Raw genomic sequence first — 12,057 nt, 5'->3', positions numbered from 1 at the left:
TTTGGATAACCTAAATGGCTCAACAAGAATTATCAAATGGCAATGTCTTAAATTCCAACTATCAAAAAGCAGAACCCTTCCTATGGTTTCACATAGCTTTGCTAGCAGCAGTACCACTCACCTTAGTTATAGGAATGCTAGGCTTAGGCGTTGGTGATCCAGTTTTACCTGAATGGTTAGAGATTACAGTTTTAGGGTTGCCCCCGATCGCTTTACCAGTAATTTTGCAGTGGTGGAAGCCCCTATCGCCATTTAGTGTATGGTTATTTGCCAAGCCCCTAGAGTTAACCGATGATAATGAACGTCGCATTTTAACGGTTGTTAAGGAATTTAAAACGGTTTTAGTAGCGATCGCCCTCGGGGTTTTAATTGATGCCATTTTCTGTAAAATCTATGCGGGGGCGCCTTTGGTTGAAAATGTATTACCATTACCCGACGGTTTAAGAATTATTGGAATTATCTGGTGGTTAGCGTTTTTTCTAGTAAGTAATTTACTTTTGCAAGCGGGAGCGGTGGCAATTAGGGTGCTTTTGCGTTCCGAGGCTGATTTAAATCAACTCAACCCTTTACCTATAGAGAATATTAATTCGGCTTTTACTAGTCTAGGTAAGCGATCGCCACGCCTCTTATACTTGATTTCAGATTCTCATATTCAAGAAGCGATATTAGAGCCGAAACCTAAAGATCAAACACAATCACGGAAAGATACTCCCACAGTTAAACCAGAAGTAAAAACACCAGAAATTACTCAACCAAAACCAGTTTCTGAAACTATCCCAGAAGAACCTATCCCTATAGTTGAGCCAGTATCTGCACCAAATGCGATCGCCCCAGAAGTTGCTATTGATAATCCAGTTAATAATACAAGCGATACAGAGGTTTTAACATCAGATGGAAAAGAACCACAAGCAGAATCTCCTGAATCTGAAGTAACTAATTTAGTAGAGACCTTAGTTCCTATTACCCCAGATATAGAGGCTCCCCAATCAGCACCAATAACGGAAGCAATTCAAGTCTCTATAGAAGTTCCAATTCCTACTCCCCCAGAGCCAGTTGTAACTAATTTAGAGGTACCTACAGTTCCTACGGCAGAGCCTGAATCCCCACCCACTGAGGGAGACATAGTAAATCAGGATGCTATAACTGAACAACTTTTAATTCGGACTAAAGAGATCATTGCTAAGGCTGAGGTAGTATCTCCTAAAATATCTACAGAGGATTCTCCTACAACTTCAGAAGAAAATTCTGCTATTAGTTCAAATGAATTTAATCCAAATACAGAAACTGTTCCTGAAATTGAATCTGCATCACCAACTACGCCTACTTCAGAAAGTTAATAGTTAGAATGCCCGCTAAGGATATTTATCATGATTGTGTAAAGAATGCCCTAATCAAATCAAATTGGGACATTACCCATGATCCTTTGCGGATTCGGTTAACACGGAAAAACTTATTTGTAGATTTAGGTGCTGAGCGTTTAATTGCTGCAAATCGGGGATCAGAAAAAATTGCTGTTGAAATCAAAAGTTTTACTCAGGCATCAGATATAAAAGATTTAGAAGATGCACTCGGTCAATTCATTCTTTACGAACGATTGTTAATTCGATACGAACCTGATAGAAAGCTTTATTTGGCAGTTGCTGATGCAGTCTATAAGTCAATATTTGAGGAAGAAGCAGGTCAAATTTTACTCGAAGATAAGCTGATCCGACTAGTTACATTTAATCCTAAAGCAGAGGTTATTACACAATGGATTTCCCCTTAACAAATTTTCAAATTGCGATCCAGAAAGTTTTTAATGATTACATAAATTTTTTGGGCGAAACTGAGGATATTCACTTAGAGGCAGTGATAGATAAAGATCATGATCGGTATCTACTCATTGAACTGGGATGGGAAAATGGTCGCCGCATTTATGGAACGCTAATACATATAGATATTATCAACAATAAACTTTGGATTCAGCAGGATGGAACGGAAGCAGGAATTGCAGATGATTTAATTGCTTTTGGCATACCCAAACATCAGATCGTACTGGGCTTTAAGCCGATTGAGCGTCGGGAACTTACCGAGTTTGCTGTTTTCTAAATTAAGATTTTATCTGTGTGGGAAATTTACTTTAAAAGACTTAATCATAATGCCTCTTAAACCCTGTGTTTTTCTCGATCGCGATGGCGTATTAAATCAAGAAGCTGGATACATTCATAATCTTGAGGATTTAGTACTTATCGATGGTGTGGCTCAAGCTGTGCGATCACTCAATGATCACAATCTATTTTGCTGTCTAGTTTCCAATCAAGCAGGAGCCGCCCGTGGTTATTATGCCCTAGAGCATATCGAGGCTTTACATCAACGCTTACAATATCTCCTCCAATCTGAAGCAGGGGCATATCTTAATGCCATGTATTACTGTCCTAGCCTCAGCCAACCTGAAGGTGGAATAAATCCTAGTTTGAACTACTGGTCAACTTGGCGCAAACCGAATACGGGAATGCTAGTTGCGGCAGCATGGCAACATGACTTGGACTTAAAGCGCAGTTTTATGGTGGGGGATAAAGCCACAGATATTGATCTGGCAAATAACGCAGGCTGCAAAGGAATTTTAGTGAAAAGTGGCTTTGGGACAAAAGTATTAGCAGGAGACTATCAACATCCCGTGCAACCAGACTACACTGCCGATCATTTACCCAAGGCTGTAGAGTGGATACTCAGCCAAATTTGAAGTTCTAATCACAACCCAAGGATTCCCTCGTACTAACTCCTGTAAATGGGTTAGTTCCTTTTGCTTTACTACATAACCACTTAATCTGCGCCCCATCTAGCAAAGCATCGGTAAAATCTGCCCCATCAATCTTGGCAAAATCAAAGGTACTCCGCAATAGCAAAGTATCAACTAAAATGGCATCAGTTAAGTCGGCATTGGCAAAATCTATTTGATCCAGCATTCCCGTAGTAAAGTTTGCCGCCCTTAAATTAGCATTGCGTAAAATTGAAGCACTGAAGACCGCACCCCGTAAATCTGCTCTCTCAAAGTTAGCATTTTCCATATTGGCATTGGCAAACCCTGAACCCCGCAATTCTTGACCCGAAAAATCTCGCCCCTTAAGCGCACCATGACTAAAAGATAGCGGCGTAGCAGAGGCAACGGGAGAAAAACATAAAATCGGAAAATATAAAACCAGAGCGATCGCTAATACTAGAAAGGTTTTCATGTGGTTTTTAGTTATTTTTAGACAATTTCACTAATTGCAATATTACTTACATCATTCAATTCCACAGTCTCAATATTTTTTGCAGTCGCTAGATATGCCCCCACTAAATTCGCTCCCCCTAGCTTGACTCGACAGATATTTGCCCAATTGAGCTTTGCTTCTGTCAGATTAGCTCCACTCAAGTTAGCATCGGTTAGATCGGCATCACTTAAATTTGCCCTTGTTAAATCGGCATCAGTTAAATTTACCCCTACCAAATTGGCACCGCTTAAAATTGCCCCGCGTAAGAAAGCCTTGGTTAAATTAGCACCCCTCAGATCAGCATGGGTCAAATTAGCATTCGTTAAAAACGCCTCAGATAAATCTGCCTCAATTAAGATTGCTTCACTTAGATTTGCCTCTATTAATATAGCCTCGCTTAAATTAGTTCCCGTTAAAGTAGCCTTATTTAAACTGGCACCATTGAGGTTGGCTTGGCATAGGTCTGAACCATTGAGATTGGCATTATTTAAGTTTGATAAGTTAAGTTCTGCCCCAATCAACCGAATTAGCTCTAAATTAGCTGAACCTAAATCTGCTTCAATTAGGCTAATCTCGTTTAAGCTAGCCCCCGTAAGATTGACATCCCGTAACTTAGAACGGCTGAAGTCTCTATCTCCAGATTCATAGCTTTCTAACAGTTGATTGGCATCCATAGATTTTTTACTCTTGGTAATTTTTAAGGACGCTTTTGCAAAATCTGGGCTGCCTCTTTCGCAAAGTAGGTCAAAATTATATCTGCACCTGCCCGCTTCATACTGGTAAGGGTCTCTAGCATGACCTTTTCGCCATCAATCCAACCTCGTTCGGCGGCGGCTTTGATCATGGCATACTCCCCACTAACATTGTAGGCAGCTACAGGTAAATCCGTAGCATCTTTAACTTTGGCAATAATATCCAAGTAAGCTAAAGCGGGCTTCACCATAACAATATCTGCTCCTTCAGCAATATCTAAATAAACTTCTTTTAATGCCTCACGGCTATTGGCTGGGTCCATTTGATAGGTTTTCTTATCTCCCGACTTAGGTGCGGATTCCAGAGCATCTCGGAATGGACCATAATAGGCAGAAGCATACTTAGCAGAATAGGCAAGAATAGCCACATCCTCAAATCCGTCGGCATCTAAAGCATCTCTAATTGCCCCAATTCTTCCATCCATCATATCTGAGGGCGCAACCATATCTGCCCCAGCCACAGCTTGAGACAAAGACATTTTAACCAAAACTTCAACGGTGGGGTCATTAACAATAATGCCATTCTCATCAACTAAGCCATCATGTCCGTGGGTCGTAAATGGGTCAAGGGCGACATCCGTAATGACTAAAATATCGGGAATTGCCTGCTTGATTGCGCTTACAGTTTTCTGAATTAGCCCATTGGGGTTATAGCTTTCAGTACCACCGTCATCTTTTTTCTCATTGGGTACGACGGGAAATAGGGCGATCGCATTGATGCCGAGGGCATAGACTTCAGCAATTTCTTTTAATAATAAATCTAGGGTGTAGCGATAGCATCCGGGCATAGATGATACTTCAACTTTGGTATTTTCACCTTCCATTACAAACAGAGGATAGATGAAATCATTGACGGTTAAAGTTGTTTCACTGACTAGGCGACGAATGGCTGGATTACGGCGGAGGCGGCGGGGACGGTTAACTTGTAGCATTTACTTATATTTAAGTATTTAAGTGTTTCAGTAAATTTTTCAGATAAAAACGAAAAAGATTCGATTTTGGGTAATTTATTATACCAAAACCTATACGGCAGGCTTAAGATTGCAATATAGCTATAGAAATCTATGGCAAAAATTCAAAAAAACTTAAATATTTAGGAAAATTTAGAAAAAATTAGATGTCAGAGAGTAATAAAACGATCGCCGTAGGAGTTTCAGGTGCATCGGGCATGATCTATGCGGTGCGATCCCTAAAGTTTTTACTTTCAGCAGGCTATACAGTTGAGCTAGTAGTATCTAAGGGTGCAATATCTGTCTGGAATTCTGAGAATATTACGGAGGGAAAAATGCCTAGCAACCCTAAACAACAGGAACAATTTTGGCGATCGCAATGCCAAGAAACAGGAGGTCATCTAACTTGTCATGCTTGGGGAGATATAGCGGCAAATATTGCTAGTGGGTCATTTCAGACTTTGGGTATGGTGGTAATTCCCTGTAGTATGGCAACGGTAGCTAAAATTGCCCAAGGTATTAGTTCCGATCTATTAGAACGAGCCGCCGATGTCCACCTCAAAGAAGGTCGAAAGCTAATTATCGTCCCACGGGAAACCCCTTTAAGCCTAATTCATTTACGCAACTTAACTGCTTTAGCGGAGGCGGGTGCCAGAATTGTTCCTGCGATTCCTGCGTGGTATCATCAACCGCAAACTATTAATGATCTGGTTGATTTTGTAGTGGCAAGGGTATTTGATCAACTGGATATTGACTCTGACTTAATCAAACGTTGGACATGCACATGAACGAGCAGAACCGCATATTTAATTTGGTGAATTTGGTGGTATGGATTATAGCGATCGCCTGTACCCTTATTCTTGTATTTCAAAATTTGCAACCCCTAGTCACAATTTATTTTCTTGGTAAATTCACTATTCCGATCCCTTTAAGCCTAGCAATTTTGGCAGCTTTTCTGATTGGCGGTATCTCGGCATTTATTGTTAACCTCATTGGATTTTGGCTTAGCCCCAAAGAGGAAGAAATAGAAACTGACGAAGAATTCCCACCAGAGCCATTACCAAACCCGCAAAAACCTAAACCCTCAGCCTATAAGTCTAATTATGTTGATTCTGTTTACGATAAAGATCAATATGACGACGATGATGATGTGATTGATGTGAAATATATAGATCGATAAAGTCGTGAGCCAGAATTTTCCCGATTTAATCTAAATTGTCAAAAATCATAAAAAGCTACAAAAAAAGGATGGAGAAAAATCCCACACCCTTATTAATAGTATTTAATTACTAAGTAACCTAAATTAGCTAAATTTCAGCAGTTAATTAGCAAGATATAACCTAAAGCTGAGGTATATATCTTTCTTTTTCAGGAACGACCGTATATTCGGCAACTATCTGCCTAAAATCGTCACCACTTAGGGTTTCTTTATCAATCAAAATATCTACAATTCGATCAATTGCCTCACGGTTATCTTCCATGATTTTTAGAGCAGTTTGATAACAACTCTGGACGATCGCCCGCACTTGTCGATCAATTTTGGCAGCACTATCTTCGGAATATTCTGAGCGAGATACTAAATCCCTACCTAAAAATACTTCCGCATTCGGAGCCTCCATCGACATTGAACCCATAGTGGACATCCCAAACCGAGTGACCATTTGCCTAGCAATATTAGTAACCTGTTGCAGATCATTACCTGCACCCGTTGTCACTTCATCATTACCAAATACTACTTCTTCTGCCGCACGACCACCTAATGCCCCCGTAATTCTGGCGATAATCTGAGAGCGAGAGATTAGGGATTGCTCATCGGAAGGCGTAAACCATGTTAAACCAGCCGCTTGTCCTCTAGGAATTAAAGTCACCTTCTGCACTGGGTCATGATCTTTGATTAAAGTACCCACGATCGCATGACCAACTTCATGGTAGGCAATTAGGCGTTTATTTCTACTATCAACTAAGGCTTTACCCTCTAGTCCTGCAATTACCCGATCCACAGCATCATCAATTTCTAGCATAGTCATCGCATCTTTACGGCGACGGGCAGTGAGAATTGCCGCTTCATTTAAAAGATTAGCCAAATCGGCTCCACTAAATCCGGGGGTACGGCGGGCGATCGCTTCTAGGGAAATATCCGAGGCAATCTTTTTACCTTTAGCATGGACACCTAATACCTGTAAACGACCTTTAATATCTGGAGGATCAACGGAAATTTGGCGATCAAAACGACCCGGACGTAATAGTGCCGAATCTAAAACATCAGGGCGGTTAGTTGCGGCAATTACAATTACGCCAGTGTTACCCTCAAAGCCATCCATTTCCGTCAAGATTTGGTTAAGGGTTTGCTCCCGTTCATCATTACCACCGCCAATGCCCGTACCTCTTTGGCGACCGACAGCATCAATTTCATCAATAAAGATGATACAGGGGGCGTTTTCCTTTGCCTTTTTGAATAGATCACGGACACGGGAAGCTCCCACACCCACAAACATTTCGACAAACTCTGAGCCAGATACGGAGAAAAATGGTACGCCTGCTTCTCCAGCGATCGCTTTTGCTAAGAGGGTTTTACCAGTACCGGGCGGTCCAATTAATAATACCCCTTTAGGAATTTTGGCACCCACAGCCGTAAAGCGTTCGGGCTTTTTTAAAAAAGTTACGACTTCCTGTAGTTCTTCTTTTGCCTCTTCAATACCCGCCACATCATCAAAAAGTACACCCGTTTTAGCATCCATGGAAAATCTGGCTTTAGACTTACCAAAATCCATAGCCTGCCCAGGTCCACCCATCTGGCTAGAGCGACGAAATAGGAAAAATAAACCAGCGACTAAAGCTATGGGAAAAATTAAGTTACTTAAAAATCCCCAAATCTGGGTGTTATTACTGGGCGGATACACAGCCAAGTCCACGCCACTTTCTTTGAGCTTGGTCATTAGTTCGGGGGCATAGGCTGGTAAATCAACCCTCGCTCTTTGTTCCCGATTTTCTAATTGGGGGTCGGTTGCGACAATAATGGCAGTGCGCCCACCCTCGTAAATATCCACCTTGCGGACACGGTGAGCATCTAAATATCCTAAGAATCTGCCATAACTAATACGAGTATTAGCAGCATTAACACTCATTTGCGGTACCGCAGGACGGGCAAAAAAGCTCTGATAGGCAAAAAATGCGATCGCTAATATGGGGAGCGACCATAGTAAAAAAGTTTTCCACGATTGTTTCATACTTAACTCTGTTAATAATTGCTTAATTAAACTTAACTTAATTATCAACTATGTAAACCAAGAATGGAAAATTCATCTTTACTTTTTAAGGTCTAGTAGATCAATGTATAGATTATGAGTAATTACCGCCAAGAATTTCTTACCTACGATCAGAATTTTGCTAAATGAATCCACTGCAGTTGACACTAACATTTAACAACTATAAAAACAATATAGCCCTGTGGCAGTCGTTTTACCAACTGAACAAATTGGGTAGTCACTGTATGGGGCAAGAAGTTTTATATTTATATACCTATCCCATTGTTACTCCACAAGGTAAGTTACTAATATCTATTTCACACCAGAAATATCCAAAATAGATTCACTAAATAGCATCACACTCTTGTTCGTTCCTTTTGATTTATACATAGCTCTATCCACCTGTTTAAAAAGGATGTCAGCCGTTTCTCCATCTCTAGGGCAGATGGCAATCCCAATAGTGGCACTTATAGGAACAATAGTTCCATTAAAATCACAGTCTTCAGAAATCCGAGCAACCATTTTGTGGGCAAGGTTAATTACTTCATCTTCTAGCTTAATATTCAAGAGGACGCAGATAAACTCATCACCTCCCCATCGACTAACGATATCTTCACCACGCACAAAATCTTGTAACCGTTTTGCCACAGTGATCAACACCTGATCGCCAATATCATGACCATAAGAGTCATTAATATTCTTAAATTTATCTAAATCAATGAACATAAGCCCAAGTTTCCAACCATGCCGTCTTGATTGAATCAATCCATGATCGAGACGCTGTTCCAATAACAAACGGTTTGGAAGCCCCGTTAATGGATCATGAAGTGCGATATGTAGTGCATCTTTCTCTTTTGCTTGGGATTTTGATAAATCGTTACGCAACTCAAATATATCTTGCTTCGTTTGCATCAGTTTAGACTCCATTTCGATGCTCTTAGCTACTTGCTGGGCGAGTTGGGTATTAACCTGCTCCAGATCTTCCGCCGCTTTTGTTACCTTTCTCTCAGCTTCTTCGTTTTGAGCAATTACCTCTTCAATACTTGGAAATGGGGGGATAACTTTATCATCATTTGTGAGAACTGCATTTACTGAACTAAGTTGATCCGCCGATTCCTCTACATTTTCTTTAATCTCTTCGTTTTGCTGGAGTAGATTTTTAAGAGGAATTGTTTTGGTACTTGATGAATCAACGGCTGCACTTGAATTATCTTTAATTTCATTTTCCATAATATTTTTCCACAGTAATAAAATTAAAGTAGATCTGGTGAGATTATTACTCAATCCTATCTATAACTATCAGTATGTCATTTTGGTCATGTAAAGCCTATTTGAGCAAAGTACAACTTGAATGAATTGTATAAAGACATGATAAATCTTTACCGTAAGCCATGATTAGGGTACTAAAGATTTCTGGAGTTGGGGTGTGGCGATCGCTAATCAGATTTAATTAAAGGTTTTAGGATTTTTAATTACCTTCCTCCTCCCTATCCTCCCTGATACTATAATCTTTCCCTAAGAAAAGATTAAATTGACGAGCGATTACGGGCGGGGATTTCTTGTCCATGATAAAATCTCGGCTCTAGGTTACTCAAGATCAACACAGTTGCGATTGCTAATTAGAGTTAATTAATCGCCAATTACGCCAATTAATTAAAGGATGAAATAATTCTTGTGGTTCAGAATAGTTAGATGCTTTGTTATCTGAAGAAAATTCCACAAATTGGCTCAATCAATTACGATTTACCCAATCTAATTTACAGTCTCTAGTTAAGGATTCGATAAATTGATTGAATTTCTGAACTAAAGATTCAGGCAATTTTTGTGGTTTTGTAATGGTGGCTTCGTAGATGGTCATGGGCTAATCTCCTAATTCTTGAAGGTAATTTCTACTTTAAAGTTTTTCCTTTTTCCTTCCTTTTAGCGTTATTCTTCAGATTGCCTTAGCGATCGCTGCGACCAAGGAGCTACAAAAAATAGTAATAGCATTCCCGGAACAGATAGGGCGATCGTACTTGCAAAAAAGTTTGACCAACCTAAAATCTTTGCCAACTCACCCGCAGGGGCGGAGAGAATATCATTACCTGCCGCCATTAAACTAGAGAGTAAGGCAAATTGAGTGGCGGAAAACTTTTGGTTACATAGACTCATCAAGTACGCCACAAATACCGATGCCACCATACCCGCACAAATATTTTCAATACTGACAACGATTAATAATGCCGTCTCGCTTTTTCCTACTAGGGACAAGCCCAAATAGCTTAAATTACTTAATGCTTGGCAGATTCCCACGACCCATAAAGCTCGATTAAGTCCAATTTTAGTTAAAACTGCCCCACCTAAAACTACCCCAACCGTAGTTGCTACAAATCCCCAACCCCCTTGTACGGTGCCAATCACTTTTTTACTAAAGCCAATATCTACTAAAAATGGGGTTGCCATATTACCTAGTAAAGAATCCCCAAATTTGAAGAGCAAGATAAAGGCAAGAATCACTATGCCAAAGATTATGCCCTTACGTTGGAAAAATTCTTGAAAAGGTAAATAAATAGCATCAATTAAGGAATCAGGCGATCGCTCTTGATCAATAGGTTCAGGAGCAAAAAATGCCGCAATAATGCCCACGCCCATTAATACCGCCATGAGTAAATAAATTACTGACCACGGTAAATAATCTGCCAGCACCAATGCCACCGAGCTTGTGGTTAAAATGGCAACCCGATAGCCTAGAATCCAAGTAGAAGCTCCTAAACCCAGTTCCGCAGTCTCTAAAACATCGGTGCGATAAGCATCCCCAGCAATATCTTGCGTAGCACTTAAAAATGCAATGATCAACGCATTAATCGCCAATATATTTAAAGCTTGTTTGGGATTCTGAAATGCCATGCAGGCGATCGCTATCATCAAACCAATTTGGGTTAAAACTAGCCAGCCCCTCCTGCGTCCTAAAAATGGCGGCACAAAGCGATCTAAAAATGGTGACCATAGAAACTTGAGGGTATAAGGTAATCTCACCAAGCTCAACCAACCAATTACCCCTAAATCAACCCCCGCTTCCGTAAGCCAAACTTGGAGAGTACGACTAGTTAGAAATAAGGGTAAGCCCGATGCGAAGCCTAAAAATAATAGAGATAGTAATTTTCGACTTTTGAGAACGGCAATAAATTCCATGTTAGCTAAACAAAAGCCCCAATAGATTCTCTAAATAATTAAATATCAGACTAAATATCAAACATATCTAAATCCATAGCTGCGGAGCCACCCCTTTCTAGCTCTACTAATAAAGTTCCTAGTTGTCTCCATACAAATAGCGCACTAAAAATTGTTAGGGTTATGGAAACTGGATAAGCCAATTCAGGAGGGAATCCAAAAATTTCTAAGCCACAGGACAAAAATACCCCAACGCTAATGGTAATGGCGAGGTATGGAATTTGAATTGAAAAACCTCTTAAATTCAAGAAAGTGCGAGAGGATCGATTTTTTGCCCATTGTTGTACTAATTCTCGTAAAGTTGCTTCAAAGGCTTTCCCTGCTGCTAAAGCTGCGACTAGAGAGGCACCAAACAAAAAATAGGGTGGATTCATGGAGACGTAATAGACGATAGAAGATGATTCCATTAGGTTTGTAGTTAGTTTTTAATTTAATGAATTTTGTGGGTATTAATATAACTTAACTTTATCAAGCTTCTAGGATTAAAAGCTAACTCCTTTGCATTAATTTTTACAGTACCTTTTTAATTTTGCAGAAAACTGCTATGGCATAGCTGAACAAGATTCCAAGATTTTAGCTGTCCCAGGAATTAGTGAATTGCTAAATTTTAGACTGCTTTTATTTGTTATGTATTGGTTATGGGGTGCGGATTATCCTGAATATTTTT

14 protein-coding genes are annotated in these 12,057 nt (G+C 40.0%); 6 read left to right on the top strand and 8 right to left on the bottom strand.

All coding sequences use genetic code 11. The features are described 5' to 3' along the window. Positions 1-14: 14 nt before the first annotated feature. The 4 genes from SYN7502_RS10045 to SYN7502_RS10030 are packed head-to-tail and all read left to right on the top strand — an operon-like array spanning position 15 to position 2,722. The gene (locus SYN7502_RS10045; RefSeq protein ID WP_015168723.1) at positions 15-1,337 is read left to right on the top strand and encodes a low-complexity tail membrane protein; all 1,323 of its coding nucleotides are present in this window, start codon (positions 15-17) and stop codon (positions 1,335-1,337) included. Positions 1,338-1,345: 8 nt separating this feature from the next. Next, positions 1,346-1,765 (top strand): XisH family protein, encoded by a 420-nt coding sequence (locus SYN7502_RS10040; protein WP_015168722.1) that lies wholly within the window; start codon positions 1,346-1,348, stop codon positions 1,763-1,765. Next, the gene (locus SYN7502_RS10035; RefSeq protein WP_015168721.1) at positions 1,750-2,088 is read left to right on the top strand and encodes a XisI protein; all 339 of its coding nucleotides are present in this window, start codon (positions 1,750-1,752) and stop codon (positions 2,086-2,088) included. Before SYN7502_RS10040 ends, SYN7502_RS10035 begins: the two co-directional genes overlap by 16 nt. Before the next feature lie 49 nt (positions 2,089-2,137). Next, the gene (locus SYN7502_RS10030) at positions 2,138-2,722 is read left to right on the top strand and encodes a D-glycero-alpha-D-manno-heptose-1,7-bisphosphate 7-phosphatase (RefSeq protein ID WP_015168720.1); all 585 of its coding nucleotides are present in this window, start codon (positions 2,138-2,140) and stop codon (positions 2,720-2,722) included. Between the two features lie 4 nt (positions 2,723-2,726). Here SYN7502_RS10030 and SYN7502_RS10025 read toward each other — a convergent pair whose 3' ends face one another. The 3 genes from SYN7502_RS10025 to hemB are packed head-to-tail and all read right to left on the bottom strand — an operon-like array spanning position 2,727 to position 4,917. Next, positions 2,727-3,212: a pentapeptide repeat-containing protein gene (locus SYN7502_RS10025; RefSeq protein ID WP_015168719.1), complete on the bottom strand. Its 486-nt coding sequence runs from the start codon at positions 3,210-3,212 to the stop codon at positions 2,727-2,729. 17 nt (positions 3,213-3,229) lie between these two features. Then, the gene (locus SYN7502_RS10020; RefSeq protein ID WP_015168718.1) at positions 3,230-3,907 is read right to left on the bottom strand and encodes a pentapeptide repeat-containing protein; all 678 of its coding nucleotides are present in this window, start codon (positions 3,905-3,907) and stop codon (positions 3,230-3,232) included. A gap of 23 nt (positions 3,908-3,930) precedes the next feature. Then, positions 3,931-4,917, bottom strand: coding sequence for a porphobilinogen synthase (gene hemB, locus SYN7502_RS10015; RefSeq protein WP_015168717.1), 987 nt, complete (start codon positions 4,915-4,917; stop codon positions 3,931-3,933). Between the two features lie 185 nt (positions 4,918-5,102). Here hemB and SYN7502_RS10010 point away from each other — a divergent pair, with 185 nt between their 5' ends. Further along, complete coding sequence (locus SYN7502_RS10010) at positions 5,103-5,723, top strand: flavin prenyltransferase UbiX (RefSeq protein ID WP_015168716.1); 621 nt, start codon at positions 5,103-5,105, stop codon at positions 5,721-5,723. Further along, a complete protein-coding gene (locus tag SYN7502_RS10005) occupies positions 5,720-6,115 on the top strand; it encodes a LapA family protein (protein ID WP_015168715.1) in 396 nt (131 codons plus the stop codon). The genes SYN7502_RS10010 and SYN7502_RS10005 overlap by 4 nt, the downstream gene beginning before the upstream one ends. Positions 6,116-6,275: 160 nt before the next feature. On the opposite strand, the gene ftsH is transcribed toward SYN7502_RS10005, so the two are convergent. The 5 genes from ftsH to SYN7502_RS09985 all read right to left on the bottom strand — a co-directional run bounded on the left by ftsH (position 6,276) and on the right by SYN7502_RS09985 (position 11,797). Beyond that, positions 6,276-8,162 carry an ATP-dependent zinc metalloprotease FtsH gene (gene ftsH, locus SYN7502_RS10000; protein ID WP_015168714.1) on the bottom strand — a complete coding sequence of 629 codons (1,887 nt, stop codon included), beginning with the start codon at positions 8,160-8,162 and terminating at the stop codon, positions 6,276-6,278. A gap of 330 nt (positions 8,163-8,492) precedes the next feature. Further along, positions 8,493-9,410 (bottom strand): GGDEF domain-containing protein, encoded by a 918-nt coding sequence (locus SYN7502_RS09995; protein ID WP_015168713.1) that lies wholly within the window; start codon positions 9,408-9,410, stop codon positions 8,493-8,495. A gap of 502 nt (positions 9,411-9,912) precedes the next feature. After that, the gene (locus SYN7502_RS21170) at positions 9,913-10,038 is read right to left on the bottom strand and encodes a hypothetical protein (RefSeq protein ID WP_015168712.1); all 126 of its coding nucleotides are present in this window, start codon (positions 10,036-10,038) and stop codon (positions 9,913-9,915) included. 68 nt (positions 10,039-10,106) lie between these two features. Further along, entirely contained in the window at positions 10,107-11,351 is a 1,245-nt protein-coding gene (locus tag SYN7502_RS09990) for an AmpG family muropeptide MFS transporter (RefSeq protein ID WP_015168711.1), read from the bottom strand. 50 nt (positions 11,352-11,401) lie between these two features. Further along, on the bottom strand, positions 11,402-11,797 hold the full coding sequence (locus SYN7502_RS09985; RefSeq protein WP_015168710.1) for a hypothetical protein: 396 nt from the start codon (positions 11,795-11,797) through the stop codon (positions 11,402-11,404). Positions 11,798-12,057 lie beyond the last annotated feature (260 nt).

It is taken from the genome of Synechococcus sp. PCC 7502 (genome assembly GCF_000317085.1).
Taxonomy (GTDB): domain Bacteria; phylum Cyanobacteriota; class Cyanobacteriia; order Pseudanabaenales; family Pseudanabaenaceae; genus PCC-7502.
Note: the sequence above shows the minus strand (reverse complement) of the source record. Positions and strands in the feature narration are given on the sequence as shown.